16 protein-coding genes are annotated in these 16,145 nt (G+C 73.1%); 9 read left to right on the top strand and 7 right to left on the bottom strand.

The genetic code is table 11. From position 1 onward, the window contains the following. Window positions 1–77 precede the first annotated feature (77 nt). Window positions 78–932, bottom strand: coding sequence for a tryptophan 2,3-dioxygenase (locus tag IEZ07_RS30845; protein ID WP_204054587.1), 855 nt, complete (start codon window positions 930–932; stop codon window positions 78–80). A gap of 150 nt (window positions 933–1,082) precedes the next feature. On the opposite strand from IEZ07_RS30845, the gene IEZ07_RS30840 reads away from it, so the two are divergent. Then, window positions 1,083–1,505, top strand: a complete 423-nt coding sequence (locus IEZ07_RS30840) for an Lrp/AsnC family transcriptional regulator (protein ID WP_196453548.1) — start codon at window positions 1,083–1,085, stop codon at window positions 1,503–1,505. Between the two features lie 9 nt (window positions 1,506–1,514). On the opposite strand, the gene IEZ07_RS30835 is transcribed toward IEZ07_RS30840, so the two are convergent. Beyond that, complete coding sequence (locus tag IEZ07_RS30835) at window positions 1,515–2,807, bottom strand: alpha/beta hydrolase family protein (protein WP_239320558.1); 1,293 nt, start codon at window positions 2,805–2,807, stop codon at window positions 1,515–1,517. Between the two features lie 137 nt (window positions 2,808–2,944). Further along, window positions 2,945–3,631, bottom strand: a complete 687-nt coding sequence (locus tag IEZ07_RS30830; protein ID WP_191898017.1) for a GntR family transcriptional regulator — start codon at window positions 3,629–3,631, stop codon at window positions 2,945–2,947. 90 nt (window positions 3,632–3,721) lie between these two features. Between IEZ07_RS30830 and IEZ07_RS30825 the strand changes: the two genes are divergently transcribed. From IEZ07_RS30825 to IEZ07_RS30810, 4 genes are all read left to right on the top strand, one after another. Continuing rightward, window positions 3,722–5,029 (top strand): MFS transporter, encoded by a 1,308-nt coding sequence (locus tag IEZ07_RS30825; protein WP_191898016.1) that lies wholly within the window; start codon window positions 3,722–3,724, stop codon window positions 5,027–5,029. Between the two features lie 54 nt (window positions 5,030–5,083). Continuing rightward, complete coding sequence (locus IEZ07_RS30820) at window positions 5,084–5,641, top strand: GNAT family N-acetyltransferase (RefSeq protein ID WP_191898015.1); 558 nt, start codon at window positions 5,084–5,086, stop codon at window positions 5,639–5,641. 226 nt (window positions 5,642–5,867) lie between these two features. Further along, window positions 5,868–6,683: a sirohydrochlorin chelatase gene (locus tag IEZ07_RS30815; RefSeq protein WP_239320556.1), complete on the top strand. Its 816-nt coding sequence runs from the start codon at window positions 5,868–5,870 to the stop codon at window positions 6,681–6,683. 228 nt (window positions 6,684–6,911) lie between these two features. Beyond that, window positions 6,912–7,379, top strand: coding sequence for an OsmC family protein (locus IEZ07_RS30810; protein ID WP_191898013.1), 468 nt, complete (start codon window positions 6,912–6,914; stop codon window positions 7,377–7,379). A 15-nt stretch (window positions 7,380–7,394) separates the two neighbouring features. Here the strand turns inward: IEZ07_RS30810 and glgA are convergent, their stop codons facing one another. Continuing rightward, window positions 7,395–8,576, bottom strand: coding sequence for a glycogen synthase (glgA, locus tag IEZ07_RS30805; RefSeq protein ID WP_191898012.1), 1,182 nt, complete (start codon window positions 8,574–8,576; stop codon window positions 7,395–7,397). Window positions 8,577–8,625: 49 nt separating this feature from the next. Here glgA and glgC point away from each other — a divergent pair, with 49 nt between their 5' ends. Continuing rightward, window positions 8,626–9,852, top strand: coding sequence for a glucose-1-phosphate adenylyltransferase (glgC, locus tag IEZ07_RS30800; protein WP_191898011.1), 1,227 nt, complete (start codon window positions 8,626–8,628; stop codon window positions 9,850–9,852). A 129-nt stretch (window positions 9,853–9,981) separates the two neighbouring features. Here glgC and IEZ07_RS30795 read toward each other — a convergent pair whose 3' ends face one another. Further along, window positions 9,982–10,527: a hypothetical protein gene (locus IEZ07_RS30795; protein WP_191898010.1), complete on the bottom strand. Its 546-nt coding sequence runs from the start codon at window positions 10,525–10,527 to the stop codon at window positions 9,982–9,984. A gap of 281 nt (window positions 10,528–10,808) precedes the next feature. Further along, entirely contained in the window at window positions 10,809–11,573 is a 765-nt protein-coding gene (locus tag IEZ07_RS30790; protein WP_239320554.1) for an enoyl-CoA hydratase/isomerase family protein, read from the bottom strand. Between the two features lie 80 nt (window positions 11,574–11,653). Between IEZ07_RS30790 and IEZ07_RS30785 the strand changes: the two genes are divergently transcribed. After that, window positions 11,654–12,715, top strand: a complete 1,062-nt coding sequence (locus IEZ07_RS30785) for a DUF5685 family protein (protein WP_191898009.1) — start codon at window positions 11,654–11,656, stop codon at window positions 12,713–12,715. A gap of 45 nt (window positions 12,716–12,760) precedes the next feature. Then, on the top strand, window positions 12,761–14,467 hold the full coding sequence (locus tag IEZ07_RS30780) for a pentapeptide repeat-containing protein (RefSeq protein WP_191898008.1): 1,707 nt from the start codon (window positions 12,761–12,763) through the stop codon (window positions 14,465–14,467). A gap of 102 nt (window positions 14,468–14,569) precedes the next feature. On the opposite strand, the gene IEZ07_RS30775 is transcribed toward IEZ07_RS30780, so the two are convergent. Then, window positions 14,570–15,388 carry a hypothetical protein gene (locus tag IEZ07_RS30775; RefSeq protein ID WP_191898007.1) on the bottom strand — a complete coding sequence of 273 codons (819 nt, stop codon included), beginning with the start codon at window positions 15,386–15,388 and terminating at the stop codon, window positions 14,570–14,572. Between the two features lie 112 nt (window positions 15,389–15,500). Between IEZ07_RS30775 and IEZ07_RS30770 the strand changes: the two genes are divergently transcribed. Continuing rightward, complete coding sequence (locus IEZ07_RS30770; RefSeq protein WP_191898006.1) at window positions 15,501–16,145, top strand: MarR family winged helix-turn-helix transcriptional regulator; 645 nt, start codon at window positions 15,501–15,503, stop codon at window positions 16,143–16,145.

Here is a 16,145-nt window from a genome sequence, read left to right as displayed (position 1 = left end):
CCACCAGCCTTCAGGTCCAGTTATCCTTCGTTTGGTCGTCCGTTAAGCAACGCTGATCCGTCCCGGCGCGGGCCGTCTCACATCAGCGTGCGGGCGGTCCAGAGCTCGGGGAAGATCTCCCGGCGCATGCTCCGCTCCAGCCAGGTCGTCCCGCTGGATCCGCCCGAGCCGGGCTTGGCGCCCATGGAGCGGCGGACCGCCATCAGGTGGCGGTAGCGCCAGTCGGAGAATTGCTCGGCCAGGTCGGTGAGCGCCTCGGCCAGCGGCGCCAGCGGGCTCGCGTAGACCTCGACCCAGACCGCCTCCACCTGCTGGCTCGGCTGGTACTCGGCCGCGTGGTCGCGCTCGGTCGCCTGGCGCGGAACCGCGAAGCCGTTGCGGGCCAGGAAGGCCAGCACCGAGTCGTAGAGGCTGGGCCGGGCCAGCGCGTCGACGAGCTCGGCGTACGCCTCGGGGTTGCGGCGGTGCGGGCGGATCATGGCCTCGGACTTGATGCCGAGCAGGAACTCCACGTGCCGGTAGTACGCCGACTGGAAGCCGGACGCCTCGCCGAGCGCGTCGCGGAACTGGTTGAACTGCGCCGGGGTGAGCCAGCTCAGCGAGGACCAGGCCGCGTTGAGCGCCTCGAAGTGCCGGACGCTGCGCTTGACCGTCGTGATCGCGGCCGCGGCGTCGTCGTCGTCCAGCTGCCGCTGGGCCAGCCGCCACTCCGAGCGGAGCAGCCCGAAGTACAGCTCCATCACCTGCGTGGTAACCAGGAACGCGAGCTCCTCCGGCGCGTCGGTGACGGTGCGCTGGAGCCGGTGCAGCACCGCGGTGCCCACGTAGTCGTCGTACGGCGTGGCGGAGTCGAATCCGAGCGTGGGCAGCCCCTCGTTCTCGGCGGCCCGCTCGGCCCGCTCCCGCTCGGTGCGCTGCTTGATGCTGTTCACTTCTCCCCCTCTTACGGTCTCCCTTCCATCCTGTCCCACTCCCTCGAATACTGAAATAACATGATAAAGGCGATCGAATGGTTTACTTTTGGATCGGAAGGCCGTACCGCCGCTCCGGTTTGCGGATGACGGAGCGTGACAGTGGACGCGATGGACTGGGCACTCCTGGCTGAGCTGCAGAAAGACGCCCGGCTCTCCTACAGCGAGCTCTCCCGCCGGGTCCATCTGTCCGCTCCGGCCGTGGCCGAGCGGGTGCGGCGGATGGAGGAGTCCGGAGTGATCACCGGCTACCACGCCCGGGTGGACCCGGCCCGGGCCGGGCGCGCGGTGGCGGCGCTGATCAGGATGTCGTGCTACGGGCCGCGGTGCGTGCTCCGCGACGAGCAGGCGCTGGCCTGGCCGGAGATCCTGGAGGTGCACCGGGTGACCGGGGAGACGTGCTGCCTGATGCGGGTGTCGGCCGCCTCGATGACGGCCTTCGAGGAGCTGATCGACCGGCTGGCGCCGTACGGTCACCCGTCGAGCATGATGGTGCTCTCCAGCCCGGTGCCCTGGCGCCCGCTCTCCCCCTGAACGTCCGCGTCACCGTCCTTCCGGCGGACCCTCGGAACCTCGCAGGACCCGGCCGGTGATCATCTCCGCGGTGGTGCGCCAGATCGGCGATGCGGGGTCGATCACGTCGAAGTGGTCGCCGGCCGCCTCCAGGTACGTCACGTCGTCGCCCGCGGCGCGGGCGGCCCTCGCGTAGCGGCGGCCCAGGTCGACCAGGTCGAGGTCGTCCCCGTCGCCTTGGACGACGAGCTGCGGGACCTGCAGCGGGAGGCGCTCCAGCGGGCTGGAGCGGGCGTAGACCTCGGGCGCCTCGTCGGCCGGGCCGCCCAGGGCGGCGGCGACCGCGCCCCCGCTGAGCCGGCGACGGTCGCCCTCCACCAGGTCGAGCACCCCCGCCAGGGAGACCGCCAGCGCGACCCGGCCGTCGTCGGCCGCCGCGCGCAGGGCGAGCTGGCCGCCCGCGGAGTGGCCGATCACCACGACCGGCCCCCGCGCGCCCTCCGCCGCCAGGGCGAGCCCCGCCGCCACGTCCGCGGTCGTCGCGGCCCAGCCGTGCAGGTCGGGGCGGCGGTACTCGAGGTTCCAGGTCTCGAGGCCGCGCCCGGCCAGGTCGGCGCAGAGCGCGTCCATCAGGTCCGCGCCCCAGACCGACCGCCAGTAGCCACCGTGCAGCACCACCGCCACCGGGACCGGCTCCCGCGGACCGCCCTGCCGCTCTCCTCCCGCTCCTCCCGGACCGCTCCGCGGGCCGCCCTTCGGGTCGTCCCTCGAGCCCCTCCACCGATCACCTCCCGAGCCGCTCCACCGGTCACCCCCCGGGCCGCCCTGCCGGTCACCTCGCGGGCCGTCCCCCGACTCGTCCGGTGACCCGTGCGGCCGCCGTACCTCCGCCCACTGGTCGGGGTGCGCGCCGTAGGCGACCCGGCGGACGGGCCGGCGCAGCCGGTGCACGGCGTGGCGGATCGCCCAGGCCAGTCCCCAAACCCCGCGCCCGTGCAGGTGCCCCGGGCCCGCCGGCTCCGCCACCCGGTGGAGGTCCAGCCAGACGGCGCGGGGGTGCCGGGCGATGAGGGCTCGCGCCTCGGGGTCGGGCCCGGGCAGGACGACCAGGGGACCGGAGGACTCCAGGACCGCGGCCTCCAGCTCGGCGGGCCCGGGGAGCACCGTCACGGCCCCTCGCACACCCAGGGAGGCGAACTCCCGGTCGGCGACCTCGGCGAGCAGCCGGAGGTCGGCGACCAGGCCCGGACCGGCGAGTACGCGGACGTCAGCGACATCAACAGCATTCGTGATATCCGCGATATCCGCGGTATGCGAGGACATCCGCCCATTGTCCTCCATCCACCCGCGCCCCCTCCGTCCACGGCGCCGGACGGCAGGCGGGCCTCGTCCGTGAGCGCGAGGCGGGCACCGACGCCCCGATTGGGAACCGGCAGGCGCCCTCGGTCAGGTGCCGGTGGTCACCGGTCCGGCGCGAACGCCCGGACCAGGAGCTCCTCGGCGTCGCCGAGATAGGACTCCAGCGCGCGCCCGGCCTCCTCCGCCCGTCCGGCCTCCAGCAGCTCCAGCAGCTCCAGGTTCCGGGCCACGAACGGCTCGTGGAAGTCGCGGGGGTTGTCCATGACGTGGAACACCAGGCGCAGCTCGGCCAGGAGCTGGCGCATGGCCTCGTCCAGCCGGGGGCTGCCGTTCAGCGCGGCCAGGGCCTGGTGGAAGCGGATGTTGGCGGTGCCCACGTCCTGCCAGCGGCCCTCCTCGGCGGCGCGGGCCGCGTCGGCGACGGCCCGCCGGACCGCGGCGAACCTCTCCGGCGGGGCTCCGGCGCTGTGCCGTACGGCGGCGCCCTCGATCACCCGGCGCACCCGGTAGAGGTCGGCCACGTCCTCGGCCGAGAGCACCCGCACGAACACCCCGCGGTTGAGCCGGTGCTCCAGCAGGCGCTCGTGGCCGAGCAGCCGGAAGGCCTCGCGCAGGGTGTTGCGGGAGACCCCGAGGGCCGTCCCGATGGCCTCCTCCGACAGGCGCCGGCCCGGCGCGAAGAGCCCTTCGGCGATCCGCTCGCGCAGGATGTCGGCGACCCGCTCGGCGGTGCTGCTGCGCCCCAGGCGGTCGCGGTCGTGCTCGAGTTCGGCGACGGCGTCGTTCACGGCCCCACAGAATCATCGAGCAAGCCTATTGTCGAATTGTTGAACGATCCTTATGTTGAATTTAATCCCCCAGCGTAAGGAGCGAGCGCGATGGCAGGCTCCCAGACCCGGCGGGTCGTCCTCGCCGGACTGATCGGCACCTCCCTGGAGTGGTACGACTTCTTCCTGTACGGCTCGGCCGCGGCCCTGGTCTTCAACAAGCTCTTCTTCCCCACCTTCGAACCTCTCACCGGCACGCTGCTGGCGCTGCTCACCTACGCCATCGGGTTCGTCGCCCGCCCCCTGGGCGGCATCGTCTTCGGCCACTTCGGCGACCGCGCCGGCCGCAAGAACGTGCTGGTGGCCACCCTGCTGCTGATGGGCATCGCGACCTTCCTCATCGGCCTGCTGCCCACCTACGCCACGCTCGGCGTCGCCGCGCCGCTGCTCCTGGTCGCCCTGCGCTTCCTGCAGGGTCTGGGCCTGGGCGGCGAGTGGGGCGGGGCCGTGCTCATGTCCATCGAGCACGGCGACCCCGGGCGCCGCGGCTTCAACGCGAGCTGGCCGCAGGCCGGCGTGCCCGCCGGGAACCTGCTGGCGGCCGGCGTGCTCGGGATCATGTCCGCGGCGCTGCCGGAGGAGGCGTTCCTGTCCTGGGGCTGGCGGGTGCCGTTCCTGCTGTCCGGCCTGCTCGTGGCCGTGGGCCTGTGGATCAGGCTCCGGATCGTGGAGTCGCCGCTCTTCGCCGAGGTGGAGCAGAGCGGGCAGAAGGCGAAGATGCCGCTGCTGGAGGTCCTGCGCACCCACCCCCGGGCGCTGGCCTCGGCCTTCTGCGCGCGCATCGGGGTGGACGTCGCCTTCTACACCTTCGTCACCTACAGCCTCTCCTACGTCAGCGGCACCCTGAAGCTGGACCGCGGGGTGGCGCTGAACGCGGTGCTGATCGGCTCGGCCGTCCAGCTCTTCCTCATCCCCCTGTTCGGCGCCCTGTCGGACCGGGTGGGCAGGCGCCCGGTCTACCTGGCGGGCACGGCCGCCACCGCGCTGTGGGTGTTCGCCTTCTTCCCGCTGCTGGACAGCAGGTCCTTCCCGGTGATCGCGCTCGCCTCGATCGTGGCGCTGGCCTGCCACGCCGCGATGTACGGCCCGCAGGCGGCGTTCATCGCCGAGCTGTTCAGCACCCGGCTGCGCTACAGCGGCGCCTCGATGGGCTACCAGGTCGCCGGGATCTTCGGCGGCGCGCTGGCCCCGATCGTCGCCCTGGAGCTGCTCGGCAGGTTCCAGACCACGGTGGCGATCTCCCTCTACGTGGTCGCGGCCCTCGCCGTCACCGCCGCCGGCCTGCTGATCGCTCCGGAGAGCGCTTCCCAGGCCACCCGGGTGCCGCCCGCGACGAATCGCGCCGAAATCGGGAAATGATCCCGACCGGAATCATCTCTAGCCGCGGGACGCGTGAGACGTTAGCGTCTGCGCATGCGCCCTGTTGAGATCTCCGGCAAGAGACTCGGACTGAGGGAAGTGACGCCCGCCGACGTGGACGCGCTGCACGCCGTGTACGGCGATCCGGCGACCACCGAGCATCTGCCGTTCGACCCCCGCACCAGGGGGGAGGTCGAGGAGATCGTCGCCGAGGCGATCGAGTCCGCGGGCGGGGAGCCCCGGCGGCTCTACGTCCTGGCGGTGACCGACCTGGACGGCGGCGAGGTCATCGGCGTCGCCCGGCTGCACATCGAGGCCGACCACCCGCACAGCGCGGAGATCGGCCTCGGGCTCCGTCCCGACCACTGGGGGCGGGGGATCGGCACCGACCTGATCAGGCTGCTGCTGACGTTCGGCTTCAAGCACCTGCGCCTGCACCGCATCTGGGGCGCCCGCTCCCCCGCCAACACCGCCGCCCAGCTCGCGATGCTGGTCGCCGGGATGGTCGAGGAGGGCAGGATCCGGCACCACGTGCGGGTCAACGGCTCCTGGCGCGACTCCATCGTGCACTCGGCGCTGGAGGACGAGTGGGAGGGCCAGCGCGACACCTGACCGCTCCGGGCGCGCCCCCGGCGGTCCCGCGAAGGCGCCGCGGGGCACCGTGGCGGGCAGTGGCGGGCACTGCGACGGGCACTGCGACGGGCACCCGTGGCGGGCACCGCGGGAGGGCTGGAGGGGCGCGGTGTGGGTGCCTCCTCCGGCGTCCCGGCAGGTTGTGACGGAATCGCTGCCGTTTTCCGGCGACGGAGCGACCGAAATGGCCCTAGAGTTCGCGCGTGTGAGTGAGAGTTCCAGCCTCCCCGTGCGCGGACGCGCCGCCCGGCCCTCCGGCCGGCACCGCAGGCCCGTGCCTTCCCAGCTCCCGCCCGAGGCCCCCGCGCTCGTGCTGGCCGTACCCGGCGACGCGTCCGGTGCCGCCGCCGAGCTCGCCGCCACCGTCCGGGTCGACAACCCGCAGATCGAGGTCCGCCTGGCCGGTCTCGGCGAGGACGGCAAGGAGCTGACCTCCGAACTGGAGGCCGCCGCCCGCTCCAGGCCCGAGGACGGCGTGGCCGCCATCGTGGTGCCCCTGCTGACCGGGCCGCACCCCGTCGCCGACCGGATGATCGCCGAGGCGGTGGCGGAGAGCGGGGCGACCGTGACGGTCACCGAGCACCTCGGCCCGCACCCGCTGCTCGCCGAGGCCCTGCACATCCGGCTCGCCGAGAAGGACCTCGCCAGGCCCGACCGGGTGCGGCTGCTCAATGTCTCCAGCCCGGTCGACGCGGTCGTCCTGGCCACGGTCGGCGGGGACCGGGGGGCGGTGGAGGCGCAGCCGACGGCCGTGCTGCTGGCCTCCCGGCTGACCCTCCCCGTGCTGGTCGCCTCCCTGGACGGCGCCCCCTCCGTCGCCGACGCGGCCGAGCGGCTGCGCGGCATCGGCGCCGGGCGCATCGCCCTGTCCCCCTGCCTGATCGGTCCCGAGGCCGCCCCCGGTCTCGCGGACGCGGCGGCCGGGGACGCCGGGATCGAGTGCGCCGCCCTGCTGGGCTCGCACGGGCTCATCGCCGACCTGGCGGCCCGCGCCTACGGAAGCGTGCTCGCCGAGGCGTAGGGCTCCCGGGCGCGCCCGCGGCGGACGGAGGTCCCCACGGGCGCGCCCCGCCCGCGGTACGGATTCCGGCGGCCCGGCGGACACGGCCCCGCGGTACGGATTCCGGCGGCCCGGCGGACACGGCCCCGCGGTACGGATTCCGGCGGATACGGCCGCCGTGGCCCGTGCGCCCTTCCGCGGGTGCGCCCCGACCGGTTCCGGTCGCGATCTCTCCGCCATGATTCCGGCATGACACGCGAACACCGCTACCGGCTCACCGTCACCTGGACCGGGAACCGCGGCGAGGGCACCGTGAGCTACCGCGGCTACGGCCGGGAGCACGAGGTCTCCGCCCCTGGCAAGGAACCGCTGGCCGGCTCGTCCGACCCCGCCTTCCGGGGCGACCCCGCCCGCTGGAATCCCGAGGAACTGCTCGTCGCCTCGCTCTCCCAGTGCCACATGCTCTGGTACCTGCACCTGTGCACGGTCAACGGCGTCGTGGTGACCGGCTACACGGACGAGCCGGAGGGCGTCATGCTGGAGGACGGCAACGGCTCGGGGCGGTTCACCGAGGTCGTGCTCCGGCCGGCCGTGACCGTCGCCTCCGCCGAGATGGCGGCCACGGCCGAGCGCCTGCACGGCGAGGTCCACGAATACTGCTTCATCGCCCGCTCGGTGAACTTCCCCGTCAGGCCCGAGCCCGTGATCGGGTTCTGACCCCCTTCGGACCTGTCAGGGCACGAGCGACCGGTAGAGCTCCATCGTCCGCTCGGCGATCCGGGCCCAGGAGAAGTGCTCCACGGCCCGGATCCGCCCGGCCCGGCCCAGCTCGGCGGCGAGCGCCGGGTCGGCCAGCAGCCGGTTGACCCGCGCGGCGAGGTCGGCGGCGAACCGGGCCGGGTCGTCCGGCGTGCCGTCCGCGGCGGTCTGCTCGATCGGGACCAGCAGCCCGGTCGAGCCGTCGGCCACGACCTCGGGGATGCCGCCGGTGGCGGTGGCGACCACGGCGGTCTCGCACGCCATGGCCTCCAGGTTCACGATGCCCATGGGCTCGTAGACCGAGGGGCAGACGAACACGGCGGCGTGGGTGAGGATCTGGATCACCTCGGGGCGCGGGAGCATCTCCGAGATCCAGACGACCCCGGCCCGGTCCCGCTCCAGCTCCCGGACGAGGCCGGTCACCTCGGCGGAGATCTCGGGTGTGTCGGGGGCGCCCGCGCAGAGCACCAGCTGGGCGTCGGGGTGCAGGTCCCGGGCCGCGTGCAGCAGGTGGACCAGGCCCTTCTGCCGGGTGATCCGCCCGACGAACACAACGTACGGCCGACCGGCGTCGATGCCGTGCTTCTTCAGCACTTCGGTGCCGGGGTCCGGGGCGTACTCGTCGGTGTCGATGCCGTTGTGGATCACCGAGACCCGCGCCGGGTCGATCTCCGGGTAGCAGGCGAGCACGTCCCGGCGCATGCCCTCCGAGACCGCGATGATCGCGTCGGCCGCGGCCAGGGAGGTCCGCTCGGCCCACGACGAGAGGGTGTACCCCCCGCCGAGCTGCTCGGCCTTCCACGGCCGGAGCGGCTCCAGGCTGTGGGTGGTCGCCACGTGCGGCGTGCCGTACAGCAGCTTGGCCACGTGGCCGGCGAAGTTGGCGTACCACGTGTGGCTGTGCACGAGGTCGGCGCCCTCGCACCCCGCGGCCATCTCCAGATCCACCCCGAGCACCTGCAGCGCGGCGTTGGCCGCCTCCAGGCCGCCGGGGACCCGGTAGGCGTCGGTCCCGGGCTCGGTCCGCGGGGCCCCGAAGCAGCGGACGCGGGTGTCGGCCAGCGCCCTCAGCTCCCTGGCGAGGTACTCGACGTGCACTCCGGCACCGCCGTAGACCTCCGGCGGGTACTCGCGGCTCAGTAGATCGACTCGCATGGTCACACCCTAGTGTTTCATCCCCCTTCGTCAGGTTAAGGTCCTGGGTATGAGAGTCCTCGCGATCGTGCTCGCCGGTGGTGAAGGCAAGCGGCTCATGCCGTTGACTGCGGACCGGGCCAAACCGGCGGTGCCGTTCGGAGGGATCTACCGGCTGATCGACTTCGTGCTGTCGAACCTGGCCAACGGTCACTACCTGAAGATCGTCGTGCTGACGCAGTACAAGAACCACAGCCTCGACCGGCACATCTCACGCACCTGGCGCCTGTCGGCGATGCTCGGCAACTACGTCACCCCGGTCCCGGCGCAGCAGCGGCTCGGGCCGCACTGGTTCTCCGGGTCGGCCGACGCGCTGTTCCAGAACCTGAACCTGGTCTACGACGAGATGCCCGAGCACGTCATCGTGTTCGGCGCCGACCACATCTACCGGATGGACCCCCGGCAGATGGTGGAGCAGCACATCGACTCCGGCGCGGACGTGACCGTGGCGGCGATCCGGCAGCCCCTGTCGCTGGCCGACCAGTTCGGGGTGATCGAGACCGATCCGGCGGGGCGGCGGATCACCGCGTTCCGCGAGAAGCCCACCGACGCCGTGGGCCTGCCGGACGCGCCCGACCAGGTCTACGCCTCGATGGGCAACTACGTCTTCCGGACCCAGGCGATGATCGACGCGCTCCGCGAGGATGCGCTCGACCCCACCAGCAAGCACGACCTCGGCGGGAACATCATCCCGATGATGGTCAAGAGCGGCAGCGCCGAGGTCTACGACTTCGCCGACAACGTCGTGCCCGGCTCGACCGAGCGCGACCGCGGCTACTGGCGCGACGTGGGGACGCTGGACGCCTACTACGAGGCGCACATGGACCTCATCTCGGCGCACCCGTTCTTCAACCTCTACAACGACCGTTGGCCGATCTACACCGGCCACGACCCGCTCCCCCCGGCGAAGTTCGTGCACAACGACGGCGACCGGGTCGGCCGGGCGATCGACTCGCTGGTCTCCTCCGGGGTGATCGTCTCCGGCGGTCTGGCCGAGAGGTCCGTCCTCTCCCCCGGCGTGGTGCTGCACTCCCACTCAGTGGTCGAGGACTCCGTGCTGATGGGCAACGTGAAGGTGGGCAGGGGCGCGATCGTGCGCAAGGCCATCATCGACAAGAACGTGGTCATCCCGGACGGCGCCCGGATCGGTTTCGACCTGGAGCACGACCGCTCCCGTTTCGCGGTCACCGGCAGCGGCGTCGTGGTCATCGGCAAGAACGAGATCGTCGACCGGTAGGATCCGCCGCCGCCCCGGTGCCCGCAGCCGGGATCCCGGTTCCCCGGACGCCGGGGAACCAGGACCCGTTCCGGCTCGCCGCCGGGTGTGAGGTGCGGTCCGCGCCCGGCTCATCGCCGGGAGGACCCGCTACGGACGGGCCGGTTCCCTCTTCTCCGGCAGCCGCTCCAGGATCGCCTGGAACATGGCGGCGTTGGACTTGGCCAGCGCATCGACCCGGCCGTTCAGCTCCCCCACCTGGGCGCTCAGCTCGTCGATCCGTCCGCTCAACCGCTCGTCAAGCTCGTCGATGCGTCCGCTCAGTCGCTTGTCCAGCCCGTCGATCCGCTTGTCCAGCCCGTCGATGCGCTTGTCCAGCCCGTCCATCCGGTCGGTCAGACGCTTGTCGAGGTCGTAGACCTGGCCGAGCAGCAGGTCGAACCGGCGCTCCACCCGGTCCATCCGGCCGATGGCCCCGCCGATCTGCTCGCCCAGGATCTTGACGTCGTCCCTGGTCCGCCCGACCGCCTGCTCGACACCGACGAGCCGGTGGTGCATCTCCTCGATCATGCCGTAGGCGGGGTCCACCGCCTGGTGGGCGTGCTGCAGCGACCGCTGTCTGCACCTCATGCCGAATTCCATGATGTCCCGCTCCAAATGGGTGACCCGTTCCTCGATCGTGGGCGTCGTGGTCATGGGGGAAGTCCTCCGGATGTGATTCCGCAGCGTAGCCGAAGCCCGCCGGCGAGGCCGGGGATGGGGGAGGCCTCGCGGGATGCAGTTTTGGAGATCTCGGCGTGCGTTCACCGGGAAACAGTGAAACTGAAATACCTCAGATTCGACAATCGCATCAAATCGTTCCGCCCGCGTTTGAACGAAACCCCACCCGGAGGGAGAAAACCCATACTTTCCTTGAGCAGATGACCGGAAATATTCTCCTTCGCGAACGGAAGTGCGCTTCGCACCGGGACCGCCCGTCATCGACCCCAGGTGAAGCGGGGCGGGCGGCGCTCCAGGAAGGCCGCGACGCCCTCGGCCAGCTCCTCCCGGGATGCCTTCTGCCAGGCGCGGAAGGCATCCTCCCCCGCCCGGCCGTCCACGATCTCCTTGCCGGCCGCCAGGGTGAGCTGCGACCGCCCGGCCATCGTACGGGCCAGGCCGTACACCCGGCCCGCCAGCTCCCCGGCCGGCAGGACCTCGTCGACCAGGCCGATGCGCAGCGCCCGCCCGGCGTCGACCAGGTCGGCGGTGTAGAGCAGCGACTTGGCCGCGGAGGGGCCGACGTGGTCGACCAGGCGGCGGGTGGAGGAGAGGGGGTAGACGATGCCGAGCTTGGCCGGGGTGATTCCGAAGCGGGCGCCGTCGGCGGCCAGGCGGAGGTCGCAGGCGAGCGCGAGCTGGCAGCCGCCGCCCACGCAGAAGCCCTCGATCATCGCGATCACCGGTTTGGGGAACCTGGTCAGCGCCCGCTCCGCGGTGACGGTCAGGCCGGTGTCATCGCCGTCCTCGGACAGCTCGGCGATCTCGGAGATGTCCGCGCCGGAGCAGAAGGTCCCGCCCGCTCCGGTGAGCACGAGCACCCGTACGGCCGGGTCCGCCGCGAGCGGCTCCAGGATGCCGGGCAGCGCCCGCCACATGTCCGCGCTCATCGCGTTGCGCTTGTCCGGTCGGTCGATCGTGAGCGTGGCGACGTGCTCGGCGGGTGCGCCGAGGGTCAGCCGGAAGCCGTTGCAGATCCGCACGGGGTAGATTCTCCCGGGAGCTCTGTTCGATCATGCGGCCGGACCCCGCTCCCCCCGGACGCCCGAAGCTGTGAGGCCGAATGTTCGGAATCATCCGCCCGTGCGGCGAGCACACCTGCCCGTCGCTGCGCCGCGCGTGGGCGGCCCACCTGTGCGGGCTCTGCCTGACCCTGCGCGACGGGCAGGGTCAGACGGCGCGGCTGGCCGCCAACTACGACGGCCTGATCGTCTCGGTGCTCACCGAGGCGCAGCTGCCGTCGGCCTCCCCGCACCGGAAGGCGGGCCCGTGCCCGCTGCGCGGGTTCCGGTCCGCCGACGTGGTGGACGCCCGGGCGCAGGGGGCCCGGCTGGCGGCCTCGGTCTCGCTCGTGCTGGCCGCGGGCAGGATCCGCGACCACGTCGCCGACGGCGACTCCACTCCCGCCACCGCGCCGGTTCGCGGCCTGGTCGCCGCCCGCTGGGCTTCGGCCGGGGCCCGGATGGGGGCCGGGATCGGATTCGACACCGCCGTCCTGGACGCCGCCGTGGAGCGGCAGCTCGCGCTGGAGCGCCGTGCGGCGGTCCCGGCCCGGACGCCGGGTGTCACGCTGCTCGATCTGACCGGTCCCGCCGAGGAGGCCGTGGCGGCCGCCTTCGCGCACACGGCGGTGCTCGCGGGAAGGCCGGGCAACGCCGAGGCGCTGGCCGAGGCGGGCAGGTTCTTCGGCCGGATCGCCCACCTGCTGGACGCGGTGGAGGACCGCGAGGAGGACGACGCCCGGGGGGCGTTCAACCCGCTGACCGCCACCGGGACCTCCCGCGAGGAGGCCCGGCGGCTCTGCGACGACGCCGCCCGCGGCCTGGCCCTGGCCCTGCGGGAGGTGGAGCTGGAGGACCGCCACCTGGCCGAGGTGCTGCTCGGCACCGAGGTGCGGCGGGCGGTGGAGCGGGCGTTCGGCGCCTCCGCGTCCTCGGCCTCGTACGAACGGCCGGGGTTCGTGCGCAGGTCCGCGGCCGGGGTGGCGACCTTCCTCACCTGCGGGATGTGGCGGCCCCGGTGGAGCAGGAAGCGGGGCCGCCCGGGCGACGAGCGCTGCTACCTGCGCGAGTGCGACTGCTCCGGCGGCTGTTGCGACTGCTGCTGCTGTGACTGCAGTCCCTGAGACCGCGGTTCCGAGACCGCTTTCGACGGAGGACGGAGAGACCGAATGCGGCTGAACCGGCCCTTCCGCCGGCTGAACCCGGCCGAGCGGCGGCTCTGGGACGCCTACCAGACGGGCGCCTGGGTGGACCTGCGCTCCGGCGATCCGGAGGCCGACGACCCGGCGAACGGGGAGTGCTGGGGGCCGGAGCGGACGGTCCGGGCGGAGGTCGTCGCGGCGCTGCTGCTCGGCGCACGGGAGCCGGAGCCGGGCGCGACCCCCGGCCTGCGGCTGGCCGGGGCCCGGATCACCGGGAACCTGGACCTGTCGGACGGCGCCGTCGGGGCCAAGCTCCACCTGCTCAACTGCCACCTGTCCGGGACGGTCGACATCAGCGACGCGAAGACCCAGGGCCTGCGTTTCCGCGGCTGCGAACTGGGCCGGGTCCGGGCGGCGCGCAGCACCGTCGACGGGCTGCTTGACTTCGACGGCTCGTCCCTGCGGGGCCTGCGGATGGACAACGCCCACATCACCGGCCAGCTCCGGCTCGCCAGGGCTCGGGTGAGCCCTCCGGACGCGGCCGACCCCGACCTGATGCGGTTCATGGAGGACGTCAGGAGGCCGTACAGCGAGGCCGAGCGGCGGGAGCGCGGCCTGGAGGACGGGCACCGCTGGGCCGTGTGGGCCGGCGGCGCGGTCGTGGACGGCGGCGCGTTCCTGCGGGGCCTGCGGGCCACCGGCGGGCTGCGCATGGTGGGCGCCAGATTCAACGGCGGCCTCTACCTGCAGGAGGCGTCGATCACCGCCACCCGGCACTCCGCTCTCCCTGCCACCGGGCCCGAGCCCGGGCCCTCGACCGCGACCGCGACCGCGACCGCGACCGCGACCGCCGAGCCTACGGCCGCCGAGCCGTACGGCTACTCCGGCTTCCGGGAGAGCCCGGCCACGTCGTACGCCGTCTACGCCGACTTCCTGGAGTCCTCCGCGGCGGAGTTCAGCGCGGGGTTCACCGCCGTGGGCACCGTGCGGCTGCGCGGGGCGCGGATCAACGGCGTGCTCTCGTTCGACCGGGCGACGCTGGAGGCGCCCGACCGGTCCCTGCACCTGAGCCACATGCAGGTGGACGAGCTGATCCTCAAGCCGTCGGCGATCGAGGGCGAGGCCAATCTCGGCTACTCGCGGATCGGCGTGCTGCTGGACCACCCCGCTGCCTACCCCGACCGGGTCCAGCTCAACGGGCTGACCTACGAGGCGCTGCGCGGCCCGTGGACCGTGGCCGAGCGGCTCTCGTGGGTCGGCCGGGACCCGGGCGGCTACCGGCCGCAGCCGTACGAGCAGCTGGCCGCCTGGTACCGGCGGATCGGCCACGAGCCGGACGCCCGCCGGGTGCTGCTGGCCAAGCAGCGCGAGCACCGCGGCACGCTCAGGCCCACCGGCCGGTTCTGGGGCCGCCTGCTCGACGTCGCCGTCGGGTACGGCTACCGCCCCTGGCTGGCCGGGCTGTGGGCGGTGGTGCTGCTGGCCGCGGGCACGGCGGTCTTCTCGTCCGTGCAGCCGGTGAAGATCGACCCGGACCACGTCCGGCACTTCAACGCCTTCGTCTACACGCTGGACCTGCTGGTCCCGGTGAGCGTCTTCGAGCAGCGCGGGGCCTGGGAGCCGGTGGGCTGGACCCGGTGGCTCGCCTGGACGCTGGTGGCCTCCGGATGGATCCTGGCCACCGCCCTGATCGCCGGAGCCGCCCGGGTGCTCCGACCGTCGAACTCCCCGTGAGGGTCCCGGATCCCCGCGACCCCCGGTGAGGGCTTCCGGTCCCGCGTGCGGGCGCGGCCTTCGAGGCTGCGCGCCCGCACGCGCGGGGATCCGCGGCGGGGCTCAGCGCCGCCCGACCCGACCGCGCAGGGAGAGGTCCCCGGAGGCGACGTCGAGCACGTTGCTCACCCGCAGCAGCGGATCGTGCAGATCGGCGTTGATCCGCAGCGCGGCGGTGACGCCGTCGTAGGCGAAGTCCTTCGGGAAGCCCAGGTCCGCCAGGGGAACGCGGATCCGCACCGTGTGGGCGTCCAGCCGCGTCGGGTAGGGCGGGCTGTCGAGGTAGAGCGGCACCCCGGGCCAGGTGCGGGGCAGGTCCGGCTTCTCGCCCTCGGCGATGTCGCGCACCTTCAGCGCTCCGTCGGGGCGGGTGGTGTCGGGGACGAGGACCACCCAGTGGCTGTGCCAGCGGGCGCCGTCGTCGTCGGTGCGGCCGTTGCGGTCCTCGTCGTAGCCGGGGGTGTCGTCGAAGTCGGGGTGGGAGGTCGCGGCGAGCGCCAGGGTGCCGCTGCCGGCGGTGAACCCGACCGCGGAGGGGTCGAGCGAGGTGGGCCAGACGTAGCTGAGCACCTCGCTGCCGGCGAAGGACCCGTGCCGCTCGGGCCGTACGGAACCGGCGCGGCCGCGCACCTGCTCGGTGAAGACGAGATGGCGTCCGTCGCGCCGCACGCTGGTGCGGACGAGGTCGAAGGCGGACGGGCGGGCGTCGCCGCGCGGTGAGCGGATGCCGCCCTGCTCCGCGGCGTGCCGGTGGCCCTTCCCGTCCGGATGGCCCTTCCCGCCCGGGTGGGCGGCCGCAGGCGTGGCGAGCAGGCCTGCGGCGAGCAGGCCGAGGGCCGTCGCGACGGTGAGGCGGCGCCCCCGGATCTCGATTCGGGACATGGTGACCCTCTCTTTCTTTCGGAGTCCTAAGCTTCGGACTCCGAAGTAAATTAGAAGAGCGGGGAGGTGCTGTCAACCTCTATGCTTAGGACTCCTGACGAATGGAGGAGCGGTGCAGCAGGAAGGACCGCTACCGGCCGACACGGCCGCACCGACGGTCGCCGACGGCGCCGACCTGGACCGCCGGCTGGCCGCGGCGCTGGAGCGGACCGGGCACGCGGTGCGCACCCTGCTGTGGCGGCAGGCCTACGCCAACGGGCTGAGCCCGATCCAGACCCAGTTGCTGCTGCACCTGTCCGGCGGGGCGCGGCCGCCGCGCTCCAGCGACCTGGCCGCCGAGTTCGACGTCTCGGCCGCCACCATGAGCGAGGCGCTCACGGCGCTGCGCCGCAAGGAGCTCGTCCGGCGGGAACCCGATCCGGGCGACCGGCGCAGCCACGTCCTCCTGCTGACCGACGCCGGCCGGAGACTCGCCGGCGAGCTGGCGCACTGGTCCGATCCCGTCACCACCTGGCTGGGCGGCGCCCCGGAGGCCGACAAGGCCGGCACCCTGCGCTTCCTGCTCGACCTGATCGCCCGCCTCCACGGGACCGGCGTGCTCGCGGTCGCCCGGACCTGCGTGACCTGCCGCTTCTTCGCCCGCGCCGCGCACGACGACCCGGAACTGACGCACCACTGCCGCCTGCTCGACACGCCCTTCGGAGACGCCGCCCTGCGGGTGGACTGCGCCGAGCACCAGCCGGCCGGCGAGGCGTAG

Source organism: Planomonospora parontospora, from assembly GCA_014647935.1.
GTDB classification, from domain to species: domain Bacteria; phylum Actinomycetota; class Actinomycetes; order Streptosporangiales; family Streptosporangiaceae; genus Planomonospora; species Planomonospora parontospora.
This window is presented reverse-complemented; position numbering and strand designations above follow the sequence as displayed.